The organism is Nocardiopsis ansamitocini (assembly GCF_030268225.1).
In the GTDB taxonomy this organism is placed as follows: domain Bacteria; phylum Actinomycetota; class Actinomycetes; order Streptosporangiales; family Streptosporangiaceae; genus Nocardiopsis_D; species Nocardiopsis_D ansamitocini.
Genome location: NZ_BSQG01000009.1, coordinates 42,141 through 56,789, shown reverse-complemented (window position 1 = coordinate 56,789; position 14,649 = coordinate 42,141). Strand labels below are relative to the sequence as shown.

Genomic DNA, 14,649 nt, shown 5'->3' with positions numbered 1-14,649 from the left:
GACGGCTCACCCCGTCCACCACAGGTGGCCGGCCAGTCCCAGCCCGGCCGCTGCCACGCCCCCGCGCAGCAGGCGGTCGTCCACCCTGCGCACCACCGAGGGACCGATCCAGCTCCCCACGAAGCAGCCCAGGGCGAGGACACCCGCCACCGCCCAGTCGACCGGTGCCAGAAAGGCGAACACCGTCCCGGCGACGACGTTGGCCGCGCCCATCACCACGTTCTTCACCGCATTGCTCACCGCGATGGGCTCCACGGCCGACACCGACAACAGGGCGAGCATGATGATGCCCGCAGCCGCTCCGAAGTACCCGCCGTAGACCCCCAGCACCGCCGCACAGCACAGCAGGCTCCAGGTCGGCCGCCTTCCCGCGTCCGAGCGGGCCAGGAACGGGGCGAGGACCGACCGGAGGCGGTCGCGCGCCAGCAGCGACAGCGCCCCGATCGCGATCAGCCACGGCACGATCCGGGCGAAGACGGCCTCAGGGGTGGTGAGCAGCAGAACGGCCCCCACCGCGCCCCCGGCGCCCACGGCCAGGGAGACGATCGCGAGCCGCGGCCCCTGGCCCCGCAGCTCCGCGCGGGACCCGGCGACGGAGCCCGCCGTGGTGCTCAGGATCGCCACGGTGTTGGTGACCGTCGCGGCCACCGGCGCCAGACCGTAGGCCAGCAGCGCCGGGTAGCTCACCAGAGACGCCAGCCCGGCCACCGATCCGACCAGGCCGGCGCCCACCCCTGCCAGGATCAGGAACGCGAACGACCACGCGTCCACGACTCACCCCGTCCCCACCGTGCCCCGATCACTTCCTGAGCAGGGTCGGGTCCTCCTCGGCCTTCTGCATCCTGCGGATCTTGGACGCCCGCGACAGCAGGTAGACCAGGGTGACCACCAGCACGCCGAGCAGGCCCAGCGAGACGGGGCGCTCGACGAAGATCATCGCCCCGTCCATGGCCAGCGCCTGGCCCAGGCTCGACTCGATCTGCGGCGCGAGCAGGAACGTGATCAGCAGCGGCTCCCGGGGAAGGCCCAGGACCATGAAGACGTAGCCGACCAGGCCGAAGACCATCATCACCACGACGTCGAACAGGGAGTAGTTGATGGCGTAGGCGCCCACGAAGGAGAACAGGATGGCCGCGGCGAGCATGCGGGTGGCCGGGAGCTTGGACAGCATCGCCACGTACTTCAGCGACACCACCCCGACCAGCAACAGCACGAGGCTGCTCAGGATGAACACCAGGAACATCGCGTAGATGACCGGGCCGTGCTCCTGGAAGATGTTGGGCCCCGGAGAGATCCCCTGCACCAGCAGGGCGGCCAGCAGCACCGCGGTGATCGTGTCGCCAGGGATGCCGAAACTGAGCAGCGGGATCATGGACGGCCCGTTGACCGCGTTGTTCGCGGTCTCCGTCGCGGCCACGCCCTTGAGTGAACCCTTCCCGAACTCCTCCGGGGTCGAGGAGCGGCGGCGCTCATTGCTCCAGGCCAGGAAGGACGCCACGATCTGGTTCAGGGCGGGCAGCATCCCCACGGCGGTGCCGATGACCGTGGCCCGGCCCATCGTGGGAAGGGTCGAGACCAGTTCCTTGCGGGTCAGCCGCTCACCCATCGACGTGCCCGAGCTCATCGGCTTCAACGTGGTGGCCCGCCCCATCCGCAGCAGCTCCGCCACCGCGTACAGCCCCAGCACCATCGGGATGAAGTCGATGCCGCTGCTGAGCTCGATCCAGCCGAACGTCAGCCGGCTCGTGCCGTGGATCGGGTCGATGCCGATGGTGGCCAGCAGTAGTCCCAACCCGGCCGCCACGCACCCCTTGGTGAAGGAGCGCCCGCTCAGGAAGGCGATCAGCAGCAGGCCGAAGACCATCACGACCACCAACTCGGGCGGCCCCAGCTTCAACGCGACCGAGGCCACCAGCGACGCCAGGAAGATCGCGACGATGTTGGAGATGATGTCGCCGACCACCGACCCGTAGAGGGAGACCTCCAGGGCCTTGCGGGCCTTGCCCTGCTTGGCCAGCGGGTACCCGTCGAGGACGGTTGCGGCGGCGGCTCCCGTCCCCGGTGTGGACATCAGGATCGCCGGGATCGAACCGGAGTAGAAGGCCCCCTTCGTGATCGCGATCAGGAAGGGGATGCCCACGTGCGGCGGCAGGTAGAACGCGATCGGCAGCAGGACGGTCACCGCCATGGTGGCGGTGAGCCCCGGGATCGCGCCGACGAACATGCCGAGGACGATGCCGACGAACACGTACAGCCAGACCTGTGGATCCAGCGTGAGACTCAGTGCCTCGGTCAACAATTCGGCCATTGAGAATCGCCTCTAACCAGGGATCCCCCCGGAGCGCGCGAAAGGGCGCGGGGGTCGTTCAGAAGGGGAGGGCCAGGTACGGCGACCGTGCGAGCGGCACCTGGAGGAGGACTTCCATGCCGTAGTGCAGGAAGGCGACGTAGACGACCGCGCTGATCAGGATGAACGCCACACCCCGGTCGCGGTAGTAGAGCATCACGGCGATGTAGGTCAGGGCCGCGGCGGGCAGCAGCCCCAGCCAGCCCGCGGAGTAGGCCCCCACGAGCAGGATGGCGAAGACCGGCAGCACCTCCGGGAAGGGAGCCACCCCGCCCTCACCGTCCGGGGCCCGTTTGCGCAGCGCCTGGATGAGCCAGCCGAGAGAGGCGAGGCCGAGCACGGCGGCGGCCAGCAGGATCGCGCCGTGCGCGGGAAACGCCCCCGGCCGTGCGAGAGCGGACTGCGAGATGAGGGACTCGGCGCGCACGAGCAGGAAGACGGATCCGGCCAGGCACACCCCCGCGGTGATCCGCTCGAAGAGGAGACTTCCATGGGTCTGCTCGTCCGGCTCGCCGGCGCCCTCCCCCGCGATCTCCGGCGCCTCCCGGCCGTGCGCGGCCGTCACCGCTGGGACTCCGCGGCAGGGTCCAACAGGAAGACGCCGTCGGCGAAGACCTCGGAGCCGTCGATCGTGATCGTCGGCCGGTGGAAGACCATGTCGAGGTGGATCCCGGCGTTGATCATCTCGATGTCCAGGTCGGCAGGGGTGGAGCCCAGGGCGATGTGCGCCGTCCCGTAGAGGGATTCGGCGCTGGTGACGTTGTCGATCAGCAGGGCGGAGTCGTTGAAGCCGATCCCGACCTCGGAGACGTTGTGGGCGTTGGCGTTGCCGGTCCCCTCCAGGAGGCCCCGTAGTTTCTCGGCCTCGGGCCCGCCCTCGATGCTCACCGCCCGTCCGTTCTCCACCTCGACGGTGATGGGGGTGTCGATCAGTCCCACGCCGACGCAGTAGGCGTCCACGACCACCCGGCCGCTGCTGCCGCCCGGTTTGGGGATCACCCCGCCTTCGAGGCAGGGGGGAGCGCCGAAGGTGGAGGGGGCATCGGCCAGGCCGGTGAGGGCACGACCGTTGCGGCCGACCAGGTCGAAGGTCATGTCGGTGCCGCCGGGCGCGGTGATGCGCATGGTCGAGCCGGCGGTGATGGCCTCCGAGAGCCGGACGATCCGGGGGGCGATGGCTTCGAAGTCGGCGTAGACGGCGCCGGGACCCTCCAGCATCTCGCGGTCGATGTCGCCGATGAAGAGGTAGCGCAGACCCGCACGCTGCGCGGACTGGCGGGCGATGCTGTGGTGGACGAACTCCGAGGTCAGTTCGATTGCCAGGTCGGCGCCGCGCATCCCCTTGGCGAGGATCTCCGGGGGCGACTGCCCGGGGCCGCTTCGGGCGGCCATGGTGGCCACGACGAGGTCGGCTCCCTCCTCGCGCACCGCCTGGGCGAATGCCTCGACGACCTCGGCGTCCATGCGGGTGTCGGTGATGATCAGGACTTCTTCGCCGGGCTTGATGCGTCCGCAGCCGATGAGCCGCCGGGCGCCTTCGAGTAGTCGTGCGTCACTCATATGGTCTCCTTCAGGGGTTGGGAACGGAGTCGGGTTTGCTGTTCACCCGGACCGGGACGAGCCCGGGCGGGGCGAGTTTGGACAGGGCGCGGGTCACGGGCCCGGGGGCGCGTCCCTGGTCCTCCAACTTCTCCTTGTGCTCCAGGACGGCGCCGATGGTGGTGCCGCCGATGTATTTGAAGGGCTCGGGAGGGTAGGTGCCGACGGGGCCCTTGGCGATACGACCGCTGCCCCACTCGTCGTCGAGGCCCAGTGCTCGCGAGGCCAGGATCTTTCCGGCGAGGTGGCTGGGGCCGACACCGTTGCCGGAGAACCCGACCCCGTACAGGACACGGCCGGTGCGGCCGAGCTGGCCGAAGAAGGGCAGCGAGCTGATCGATCGGTCGATCGGCCCCGTCCAACTGCGCACGACCGCGTCCCGGGACAGTTCGGGGTAGAGCTGGACCATCGTCTTGGTCACGGCCTCGGCACGGGCGGAGGCGCCGTTGAACTGTTTGCCGACGCGTCGTCCGAACCCGAAGTTCCCGCCGCCGTGGCCGAAGGCCAGCCGGCCGTCGGCGGTCGTGTGGTAGTAGTTCACGAGCATGCGGGAGTCCGACACCCCGATCCCGCCGCGCGGCCCCACGTGGGAGAGCTCCGGGGGCAGTGGGTCGGTCACCACCATGTCGCTGGTCACGACGATCAGTGCCTTGGCGATCCGGGGCTCGCGTGTCATCCAGGCGTTTGTGGCGAGGACGACCTTGTCGGCCCGGACGCTGCCGTGCGGGGTGCGCACCACCACCGTGCTGCCGTCCTGCCAGCCGGTCATGGGGGAGTGCTCGTAGATCCGCACCCCGCGTTCGATCGCCACCCGGCGCAGCCCGCGGGCGAGCAGCGCGGGCTGTACGGTTGCCGCGTCGCGCTCGAAGACCCCCCCGACGTGGGTGGGCGATCCGGCCGTCTCCGCGACCGTGGCGCTGTCCCAGGCGGCGAAGGGCGTGTACCCGTGCTCGCCGCTGACGCGTACGGCCTCGTCCCAGGCTCCGATCTGGGCCTGGTTCGTGGCCGCCCACAGCCATCCGTCACGCCGGTAGTGGGCGTCGATGCCGTTCTCTTCGCAGAACGCGCCGATCTCCAGGATGGACCGGGTGGAAGCGGCGGCCAGCCGGACGCCTTCGTCGGTGCCGAAGAGCTTGATCAGGGTGGCGAGCTTGGGCCACCAGCTCAACATGAACCCGCCGTTGCGACCGCTGGCGCCGCTGCCGCAGGTCTGGGCCTCGATCAGCGCGACGTCGGCCGAGGGGTCGACGGCCTTGATCCGCAGGGCCGTCCAGAGGCCCGTGTATCCTCCGCCGACGATGCACACGTCGGCGGAGATCGTTTCGGTCAGGGAGGGGGCGTCCGGTTCGGCGCCTGGTGTCGCCTGGTCGAGCCACCAGCTCAACTCGTTCGGCGGTCCGTGGAAAAGCACAGGTCAGCCCAATTCCTTCACTAGCGTGTCGAGAGCAGCGGCGTCGGTGGCGATGCGCTCTTGAAGTTCCGGGCCGGTCAGGAGTTCGACCTCCTCGCCGAGGCCCTCGATGATCGTGACGAACTCCTTGTTCTCGGCCAGTTCGGTGAAGTTCTGCTCCAGGACCTCCACGACCTCGTCCGGGGTGTCCTTGGGGGCGAAGACGGTGCGGAACATCGCCCACTCGACCTCGTAGCCCTCCTCGGTGAGGGTGGGGACGTCGGGGAGACCCTTGTGCCGTTCGGGCGAGGTGACCGCCAGCGCCTTGAGGCGGCCTTCCTCGATGTCCTTGGTCACCGCTGCGGGGAAGAGAGGGGCCATGTCCACGTCTTTGGCGAGCAGGGCACGGTAGGAGGTGCCGCCGCCGTCGAACGGCACGTGGTTGAGGTCGATCCCGGCCGCCTGGATGAACAGTTCGACGGGGATCTGGTCGGGCCCCAGGCCGGTGACCGATCCGTAGCTGAGCGCTCCGGGGTCGTCCTCGGCGGCCGTCACGAAATCCTCGACGGAGTCGTAGGGGCTGTCGCCGGGCACGACCAGGACGATCGGACTGTCGTTGATCTGGGCGACCGGGCGCAGGTCCTCCCAGGTGTAGGGCAGTTCCTCGACCATGGGGCGGGCGATCACACTGGTCTGGTCGCCCAGCAGCAGGGTGTAGCCGTCGGGCTTGGCCCGCTTGGCGACGTCGGAGGCCCCGACGCTGCCCGCACCGCCGGACTTGATCGAGACGGTCATCGGTTTGCCCAGGATGCCCTGGATCTCCGAACCGATGGCCCGGGCGTGCGCGTCGTGGGATCCGCCGGCGGCCCAGGGGTTGACCAGTTCGACGGGGCGGGTGGGGAAGTCGGCGCCTCCTGCACCCGCTCCGCCGGACGGCGCGCATCCGGCCAGGAGCAGGCTGGAGGCGGCCAGTGCGGCGAGTGCCGTGGCCGAGGTGCCGGGCTTCATGCGTCGGGGGCCTGACATGAGCTCTCCTTTGGGATGACCGGATAACCGTTTGGTCAGTTGGTCTTGATGTCGATGGTCAGACCAAAAATGTATTATGTGGCTACCGTCACATCAAGACATTTAACTAAAATCGTGCGGAAATGTCGCTGGCCAGCACAGATTCCACTCCAGAGCGGAACACGGACAGCGCGAAAGCCAACTCGTCGTCACTGACGGTGAGCGGCGGGATCAGTCGGATGACGTTGCGATCGGGGCCGCACGGCAGCAGCAGCAGGCCCTCGGACTCGGCGTGCGCGCGCAGCAGCGCCACCGTCTCGTGGTCGGGCACCCCCGACCCGTCCAAAAACTCCACCCCGATCATCAGTCCGGTCCCGCGCACGTCGACCACCCCCGGGTACGCCTCCAGGATCGTGCGCAACTCCTCCAGGAGTCGGTCGCCGACCTGGCGCGCCCTCGCGAGCAGCGGTTCGTCGAGCAGGTCCAGCACCGCCAGCGCCGCCGCGCACGACACGGGGTTGCCGCCGTAGGTCCCGCCGTGGGCGCCGGGGGGCCACTCCAGCATCAAGTCCTCACGGGCGACCACGGCGCTGAGCGGCATGCCGTTGGCGATCCCCTTGGCCAGGACCAGGACATCGGGGGTGATCCCGTAGTGCTCGTAGGCGAAGAGCCGCCCCGTGCGGCCGAACCCCGTCTGGATCTCGTCCAGGACCAGGGGGATGTCCAGTTCGGAGCAGCGTCGAGCCAGCTCGCGGAGGAACTCCACGGGAGCCGGGAGGTAGCCACCCTCGCCCTGCACGGGCTCCACGACCACCGCCGCCACCTGTGAGGGGTCGGTGACCAGTTGGAGGTGTTCGTCGAACGCGCGCAGGCACTCGCGGACCTCCTCGGCCTCGGTCCGTCCGCTGCGAAACGCATAGGGGAAGGGCAGGTGCTGCACACTCGGCAGGGCCTCGCCGTAGCCGATCCGGTACTTGGCGCTGGACGTGCTCAACGACGTCGTCCCCAGCGTCCTGCCGTGGAATCCGCGGCGAAACGCGATCAGCCCGCCGCGACCTGTCGCCCGCATGCACATCTTCAGCGCGGACTCCACCGCCTCGGCTCCACTGTTGCTGAAGTAGGCCCGGTAACGACCGGGGACGGCCGCGACCAGACGCTCCGCCAGTTCGACATAGCTCGGGTAGTAGCTGACGTTGTGCCCGGCGTGTACGAGGGAGTCGAGTTGCTCCCGCACCCTGGACATGACGCCGGGATGGTTGTGGCCGACGTTGGTCACCCCCACGCCACAGGTCAGGTCAAGGTAGCGCCGTCCTGTCTCGGACCACACGTAGGAGCCCTCGGCCCGGGTGATCCCCAGACGGGTCACCCGCGACGCGGTGGGCGGCAGGACGGCGTCAGCGCGTTCGGCCAGTGAAGGGTCGGACATCACAGCTCCTCTCGGCCTTCTCCGCCATCGGGCGCCGCGGACCGCGGAACCGGACCGCGTGCGCGGGGGTCCACGGGCACGACGCGGCGGTGGCGGTCGGCCTTGTCGACGTATTCGTGCCAGGACTCGGTGATCAGCGCGCTCTCGGCGTCGCCGACCGGACGTCTGACGGTGGCGGGCATGCCCGCCACGAGCGAGCCGGGCGGCACCACCGTCCCTTCGCGCAGGAGGGCGCCGGCGGCCACGAGCGACCCGGCGCCGACCCGGCAGCCGTTCAACAGGACGGCACCCATCCCGATCAGGCAGTCCCGCTCCACCACGCACCCGTGCAGGACCGCGCGGTGGCCGACGGTGACGTTCTCCGCGATGTGCAGGGGGTACCCGGGATCGGCGTGCAGGACGGAGCCGTCCTGCACGTTGCTGTTCGCGCCGATCGTGATCGGCGCGTCGTCGCCGCGGACCACCGTGCCGTACCAGACGCTCGCGCGGGCGGCGAGGCGGACGTCGCCGATGACGGTCGCCCCGTGCGCGACCCACGCGCCCGGGTCGATCCGGGGGACCCGGTCCTCGAAGGCCAGCACCACCGCTCCCTGGACGTTCATCGCCTCTCCTCTCCTACCGGCCCTCGAACGACGGCCGGCGTTTCTGGAAAAACGACTCGATCGCGTGCTTGTGGTCCCAGGTGTTCTGGAGCGCGACGAAGTGGTCGATCTCCCGCTCCATGGCCTGCTCGTAATGCAGATCCGCAGCTTCCGCGAGCGCGGACTTGGCCCGCCGCACAGCCAAAGGAGCACGTGAGGCGATCTCCTGGGCGACCTCCAGTGCCGCGGCCCGGACATCGGCGCGGGGCGCGGTCCGGGTGACGACGCCCAACTCCCGGGCCTCGTCACCGGTAAAGGTGCGGCCGGTCAGGACGATGTCTTTGGCCGCTGCCAGCCCGACGAGGCGGACGAGGCGGGTGGTGCTCACGACGAGACCCACCTTGACCCCGGCCGCGCAGAACTTCGCGTCCGCGGCGGCCACCCTGATGTCGCAGGCCAGAGCCAGTTCGAAACCGCCGCCCATGCAGTGCCCGTTGACCGCGGCCACGACGGGGACCCCCAGGGCCTCGACATCGTCGTAGACCTGGTTGTCCTCGGCGATGAATCTGCGCACCGTCTCGGGGGTCAGTTCCTCTTCCTCGTTGAGGTCGGCACCCGCGCAGAAGGCGCGCTCGCCCGATCCGGTCAGGACCACGCAGCGGACGTCGGGGGCGAGCGCCAGACCGCTGAGGTGGCGGTGCAGGTCGGTGCGGGTTTCCTGGTCGATGATGTTGAGTGGGGGATTGTCGATCTCGACCACGGCGACCGCGCCCTCCCGGCGCAGGGAGGCGCTCATCGCAGCGCTCCCTCTGCGCGCAGCGTCTCGATGTCGCCGGGGGTCCGGCCGAGCTCGCGTGCGAGCTCGTCGGTGTGTTCGCCCAGGTCGGGGGCCGGACGGTAGATCTCGGCGGGGGTGTCGGAGAACTTCACGACCGGTCCCAGCGAGCGGGTCGTCCCCAGCCGGGGGTGCTCGATCTCCACCACCATGTCGCGTGCCCGGGCGTGCTGGTCCTCCAGGGCTTCGGGGACGCTGTAGATCGGGCCGGCCGGGATGCCGGCCTCTTCCAGGAGCGCCAACCAGTGCTCGCGGTCGTGCTCGACCATGCGCTTCTCGACCGCTTCGACCAGGTTCGGCAGGGATCGCAGCCGCTCGGCATTGGTGGCGTAGCGGGGGTCCTCGGCGAGCTCGGGAAGGCCGATGACCGCGCAGAAGGACGGCCAGTGCCGCGGCCCGTCGGCACCCACTGTGATGTGGCCGTCGGCGCACCGGAACGCCTGGTAGGGAGCGGAGAGCCGGTGGGCGGAGCCCGTGGGGCGAGGGGTACGGCCGGTGTAGAAGTACTCGGTCGCCTCCCACACGGAGAACCCGAGCCCCGTCTCCAGGAGGGAGGTGTCCACCCGCTGTCCCCTGCCGGTGCGCTCACGCGCGGCGAGAGCGGCGAGGATCCCGTAGACGGCGAACATGCCCGCCCCGAGGTCGGTGATCGGCGGTCCGCATTTGACCGGGGTCCCATCGGGCTCCCCTGTCACGCTCATCAGCCCGCTCATGCCCTGGGCGATGAGGTCGAAGCCGCCGCGCCTGGAGTAGGGCCCGGTCTGCCCGAAACCGGAGATCGAACAGTAGACGAGCCTGCTGTTGCGCTCGGCCAGTTCGTCGAAGTCCAGGCCCAATCGGGCGGCCACCCCCGGGCGGAAGTTCTCGACCAGGACGTCGGCGGTGGAGACCAGGTCCAGGACGAGCGCGCGACCGCCCTCGGACTTCAGGTCGGCCGAGATCGACCGCTTGTTGCGGTTGACGGTGAGGAACGCACCGCTGGTCGTGTCGTCCAGCTTGGGGTCCATGCCCCGGCTGATGTCGCCGTTCGCCGGCGACTCCACCTTGATGACGTCGGCGCCCAGATCCGCAAGCAGCATCGTGCAATACGGGCCCGCGAGCACCTGGCTAAAGTCCACGACTCTCACACCGGAGAGGGCTGCCATAGGAAATTCTCCCTTTTGGTCAGTTGGTCAGACCACATGCAGGACTGACCTATTGGTACCATGTGCCTATCTCGCTGTCGAGGATGTCCAGAGAAAAGGAAGTGCCCTCCGTGACCATGCCGGAAGAGCCTTGGGGCGGTGCGCGACTGAGTCCGATCGTGCAGGTAAGGGCCCATGAGGCGATCGTCAAGCAGTTGCGGGAGGAGATCCTCGCCGGTCGGTTGCACCCCGGTTCCAGGCTCCCCGGCGAGCGTCAGCTCAGTGAGGCGTTCGGTGTCTCCCGGGCGTCGGTTCGCGAGGCTCTGCGCGTCATGGAGGCGCTGGAAGTCGTCCAGGTCAGTCGCGGCGCGCGCAGCGGTTCCGGGCTGGTCATCAGCACCGAGCCGGGAGAGGCGCTCTCCACGCTGCTGAGCTTCGGGGTCGCCCTCGGCCACTTCTCCATGCGCGACGTCGTGCAGATGCGTGCCCTGCTCGAACGCTCGTCCGCCCAGTCGGTCATCGAGCACCTCACCGATGAGCGCCGGGAGTACCTGCAGGGGCTGGTCGATGCGATGCGCGACGGGGAACTGACCCGCGAGCAGTTCCACACGCTGGACACCGACTTCCACGTCTACCTCGTCGAGACGGGCGGCAACGGCCTCGTCGCCCACCTCATGCACGCCCTCCGTGACTCCATCCAGCGACAGATGATGGAGCGCTTCGAACGGGAGGACTGGACCACGCTGTCTTCCCAGCTCGCCGACGAGCACCAGGCGCTCCTGGACGCCGTCGTCGAGAAGGACGCCGAACGAGCCCGGAGCATCATCGACGCTCACATCGCAGACTTCTACGACGCGTGGGTGTCGTCCATGGACGAGAAGAGGGAAGCCGAGTGACCAGTACTTTTCAATCGGTCTCGCCGCAGCGCCCCGACACCGTCGTCGGGGTCTTCCAGACGGCCACCGGTGACGACGTGCGCAAGGCGGTGCGGCGCGCAGCCGACGCGACCCCTGACTGGGCGGGTGCCAGCGCGCTCGACCGGAGCCGCGCGCTGGACAGGGCCGCCGCGGAGGTTGACCGGCGCACCGACGAGATCGTGGAGCTCACGGTCCGAGAGGTCGGCAAACCGCGGTCCGAGGCAGCGGGCGAACTGCGGCGGGCCGTGGACATCCTGCGGTTCAACGCCCAGGTGGCGCTGCAACCCGTCGGGGAGGTCCACCCCACCGACGGCGCCCAATTGCGCCTCACCACCCTGCGCCGTCCGCACGGAGTCGTCGGGCTCATCACCCCGTGGAACTTCCCGGTCGCCATCCCGCTCTGGAAGGCGGCTCCCGCACTGGCCCTGGGCAACAGCGTCGTCGTCAAGGCGTCCCCGGACTCCGCGGCGGTCACCGAGCTGGTCATGGGGATCGTCGCCGAGCAGTTGCCCGCCGGTGCGGTTCAGGTGGTCCACGGCTACGCCGAAGCCGGCCAGGCGCTCGTGGCGAGCGCGGACGCGATCTCCTTCACCGGGTCCACCGCCGTGGGGACGGCCGTGGCGGCCGCCTGCGCCCAGCGTTGCGTTCCGGTCCAGGCCGAGATGGGCGGGCTCAACGCCTCACTGGTCCTGCCAGGGGGAGACGTCGCCGCGGCGGCCCGAAAGGTCGCCTACTCGATTGCCGGATACGCGGGACAGAAGTGCACCGCCACCCGCAGGGTCATCACGATCGGCGACGGTACCGAGTTCGTGGAGGCCCTCGCCGCTGCTCTCGACGATTACCGCCTGGGCGACCCCGTCGATCCCGACGTCGCGGTCGGCCCCCTGATCGCTTCCGCTGCCAGGGACCGGGTGGCCCAAAACGTCGAGCGCGCGATCGAGCACGACGGTGCGGTCAGGTACACGCGTCGGACCGACACGCCCGCTGACGGCTTCTACCACGCACCGGCCCTCGTGGGACGTCTCGCCCCGGACTCCCCTTTGCTCCGGGACGAGGTCTTCGGCCCACTCGCCTGCGTGATCGAGGCCGCGGACGACGACGACGCGGTCCGTATCGCCAACGGGGTCGACTACGGACTCACCGGGGCCGTCATCGGCACCGACCTGGAACGTGCCCAGGAGTTGGCGCTGCGTCTGCACGTGGGGATGGCCAAGGTCAACGAGCCCACGACCGGGGCCAGCCATCACGTCCCGTTCGGCGGGGAGGGGATCTCCAGCTTCGGTCCCCGCGAGCAGGGTCTGGCCGCGGTGGAGATGTACACCTGGAAGCAGACCCTGGCGGTCAGCCGCCTGTAGCGGGAGCCGCCTCTGAAGCGCGGGGACGCGCAGCCCCTGTCAGCCCAGTACCTTGCCCTCGCGCTTCAGGGCGGCGGCCGAGAATCCGGCCAGCCGCTCCTCTCCCTCCTCGCTGCTCAACAGGGAGGTCGTGGCCAGATAGTCGCCGCTGCGGTAGAGCATGCTGTAGAGCATGACCTTCTTCCCCTCCAGTTCGGTCTCCACGACGAACGCCCGCGACTCGTCGCCGACCGTTTCCAGGTCGAGGTCGCGCACCGTGTACGTGGCCGCGGTGCCGTCCTCCACGGACGCCGTGTAGCTGTCGCACTCCTCGGGGGGCGTGGTCGAGATCGCCTTCTTGGCGACCTCCTCGGGGACCTGGACCAACATGTGGGTGATGGTCTCGGCCTCGCTGCCGAACGTGGCCAGCGAGGTGGGTGCCTCCCGCACCTCCGGCAGACGTCCCCACTGGTTGACGGCGTCCATGCACTGCGGCTTGTCCAACTCGGTGACCTCGCGCAGCTCGTCCATCTGCTTCACCGCGACGAGCTCCCCGTACGCCCCGGTCTCGCTCTGCTCGGTCAGCAGCTTGGCGTCGCCGTACTCGACCATCTGCGCCTGGTGCAGGCGCTCCGCCACCGATCCGCTTTCGTCGGGCGGGGCCGCCGCGTCGCCCCCGCCGCACCCGGCCAGGCCGCTCAGAAGAATCGTGGCGCCCAAGGCTGCCAGCGATGCGCTCCGGAGCTGAGGGGGGTGGTCCATGGTGGTGTTTCCTGTTCTGTGCGATATTGCGACGTGGGGCGGTCGGCGGATCGCCGGTGGTCGCCAGTCGGCTCGGCCGGCGTACTGCCGTGCGGTGTGGTTCGCCGATGCCCCTGGTCATGCGGCGGCGCGGCGCTCACGGCGACGGGACGGCTGCCGGTGGTGCGGGTTCGCCCCCGACGGTTGTTGCTGAAAGTAGCCTTTGCCTTGCACAGAGTATCGAGGAAGGACGATGGTGTCGGAGCGGAATTCGCCATATTTCCGGGCGGTGCTCGGTTCTATCCCCCCGTATCGGCCTGGCCGTAAAGTCGTCGGCCCGGAGGGGCAAGCCGTCAAGCTCTCCTCCAACGAGAGCCCGTTCGGTCCGCTGCCCTCGGTCCGAGAGGCGGTGGCCGCCGCCGCGGCCGACCTCAACCGCTATCCCGACAGCGGAGCGGTCGAACTGACCGCGGCCGTCGCCCGACGCCTCGACGTCCCGGAGGAGCACATCGCGGTCGGGGCCGGCTCGGTGGGAGTGCTCCAGCAGCTCCTGGAAACCGCGGCCGAGCCCGCGGCCGAAGTGGTCTACGCCTGGCGCTCGTTCGAGGCGTATCCGCTGCTGGTGGGGCTGTCGGGGGCGACCCCGGTACCGGTCCCGCTGCGCGACGAGACGCACGACCTCGACGCGATCGCCGCTGCGATCACCGAACGGACCCGCCTGGTGTTCGTGTGCAACCCCAACAACCCCACCGGAACAGCGGTGCGCGAGGACGAACTCGTGGCGTTCCTGGACGCGGTTCCCGACCACGTCCTGGTCATCCTGGACGAGGCATACCGTGAGTACGTGAACGACCCCGACGTCCCCGATGGTGTGCGCCTGTACCGCGACCGCCCCAACGTCGCGGTCCTGCGCACCTTCTCCAAGGCATACGGCCTCGCCGCCCTGCGGGTCGGCTACTTGGTCGGCCATCCGCACGTGGCGGAGGCGGTCCGCAAGACGATGGTCCCCTTCGCCGTGAACCACATCGCCCAGGCCGCCGCGATCGCCTCGCTGGCAGCGGAAGACGAGCTCCTGACCCGTGCGGCCGCCACGGTGAGCGAACGCGAGCGGGTCCGCGACACCCTGCGCGCCGACGGCTGGACGGTGCCCGAGACCGAGGCCAACTTCGTCTGGCTGCGGTTGGGCGAGGCGACCCTGGACTTCGCCGAGACCTGCGCTGCCGTGGGAGTGGCGGTGCGGCCCTTCGACGGGGAGGGCGCCCGGGTCAGCATCGGTTCCCCGGGTGAGAACGACGCCTTCCTCGCTGTCGCCCGGGACTACCCGACGCGCAACTAGCGGGCCGGGCCGGG

14 protein-coding genes are annotated in these 14,649 nt (G+C 69.6%); 3 read left to right on the top strand and 11 right to left on the bottom strand.

The genetic code is table 11. From position 1 onward, the window contains the following. Positions 1-6: 6 nt before the first annotated feature. The 10 genes from QSJ59_RS20350 to QSJ59_RS20305 form a co-directional block, all read right to left on the bottom strand. Entirely contained in the window at positions 7-771 is a 765-nt protein-coding gene (locus QSJ59_RS20350) for a sulfite exporter TauE/SafE family protein (protein WP_285761320.1), read from the bottom strand. A gap of 28 nt (positions 772-799) precedes the next feature. Beyond that, positions 800-2,308, bottom strand: coding sequence for a tripartite tricarboxylate transporter permease (locus QSJ59_RS20345; protein ID WP_285761319.1), 1,509 nt, complete (start codon positions 2,306-2,308; stop codon positions 800-802). A gap of 58 nt (positions 2,309-2,366) precedes the next feature. Then, positions 2,367-2,912 carry a tripartite tricarboxylate transporter TctB family protein gene (locus QSJ59_RS20340; RefSeq protein ID WP_285761318.1) on the bottom strand — a complete coding sequence of 182 codons (546 nt, stop codon included), beginning with the start codon at positions 2,910-2,912 and terminating at the stop codon, positions 2,367-2,369. Beyond that, entirely contained in the window at positions 2,909-3,907 is a 999-nt protein-coding gene (locus QSJ59_RS20335; RefSeq protein WP_285761317.1) for an aminopeptidase, read from the bottom strand. The genes QSJ59_RS20340 and QSJ59_RS20335 overlap by 4 nt, the downstream gene beginning before the upstream one ends. Positions 3,908-3,917: 10 nt before the next feature. Further along, entirely contained in the window at positions 3,918-5,357 is a 1,440-nt protein-coding gene (locus tag QSJ59_RS20330) for an NAD(P)/FAD-dependent oxidoreductase (RefSeq protein WP_285761316.1), read from the bottom strand. Between the two features lie 3 nt (positions 5,358-5,360). Further along, positions 5,361-6,362 (bottom strand): tripartite tricarboxylate transporter substrate binding protein, encoded by a 1,002-nt coding sequence (locus tag QSJ59_RS20325; RefSeq protein WP_285761315.1) that lies wholly within the window; start codon positions 6,360-6,362, stop codon positions 5,361-5,363. 106 nt (positions 6,363-6,468) lie between these two features. Beyond that, a complete protein-coding gene (locus QSJ59_RS20320) occupies positions 6,469-7,767 on the bottom strand; it encodes an aspartate aminotransferase family protein (protein WP_285761314.1) in 1,299 nt (432 codons plus the stop codon). Next, positions 7,767-8,369, bottom strand: coding sequence for a gamma carbonic anhydrase family protein (locus tag QSJ59_RS20315; protein ID WP_285761313.1), 603 nt, complete (start codon positions 8,367-8,369; stop codon positions 7,767-7,769). Before QSJ59_RS20315 ends, QSJ59_RS20320 begins: the two co-directional genes overlap by 1 nt. 13 nt (positions 8,370-8,382) lie before the next feature. After that, positions 8,383-9,144 (bottom strand): enoyl-CoA hydratase/isomerase family protein, encoded by a 762-nt coding sequence (locus QSJ59_RS20310; RefSeq protein ID WP_285761312.1) that lies wholly within the window; start codon positions 9,142-9,144, stop codon positions 8,383-8,385. After that, entirely contained in the window at positions 9,141-10,328 is a 1,188-nt protein-coding gene (locus tag QSJ59_RS20305; RefSeq protein WP_285761311.1) for a CaiB/BaiF CoA transferase family protein, read from the bottom strand. Before QSJ59_RS20305 ends, QSJ59_RS20310 begins: the two co-directional genes overlap by 4 nt. 116 nt (positions 10,329-10,444) lie before the next feature. Here QSJ59_RS20305 and QSJ59_RS20300 point away from each other — a divergent pair, with 116 nt between their 5' ends. Together QSJ59_RS20300 and QSJ59_RS20295 are read left to right on the top strand one after the other, a co-directional pair. Then, positions 10,445-11,203, top strand: coding sequence for a FadR/GntR family transcriptional regulator (locus tag QSJ59_RS20300; RefSeq protein WP_285761426.1), 759 nt, complete (start codon positions 10,445-10,447; stop codon positions 11,201-11,203). Then, positions 11,200-12,579, top strand: coding sequence for an aldehyde dehydrogenase family protein (locus tag QSJ59_RS20295; RefSeq protein WP_285761310.1), 1,380 nt, complete (start codon positions 11,200-11,202; stop codon positions 12,577-12,579). The genes QSJ59_RS20300 and QSJ59_RS20295 overlap by 4 nt, the downstream gene beginning before the upstream one ends. Positions 12,580-12,618: 39 nt before the next feature. Here QSJ59_RS20295 and QSJ59_RS20290 read toward each other — a convergent pair whose 3' ends face one another. Further along, positions 12,619-13,320, bottom strand: coding sequence for a hypothetical protein (locus QSJ59_RS20290; RefSeq protein ID WP_285761309.1), 702 nt, complete (start codon positions 13,318-13,320; stop codon positions 12,619-12,621). Between the two features lie 232 nt (positions 13,321-13,552). Here QSJ59_RS20290 and hisC point away from each other — a divergent pair, with 232 nt between their 5' ends. Next, positions 13,553-14,635 (top strand): histidinol-phosphate transaminase, encoded by a 1,083-nt coding sequence (gene hisC, locus QSJ59_RS20285; protein WP_285761308.1) that lies wholly within the window; start codon positions 13,553-13,555, stop codon positions 14,633-14,635. The last annotated feature ends 14 nt before the right edge of the window (positions 14,636-14,649 follow it).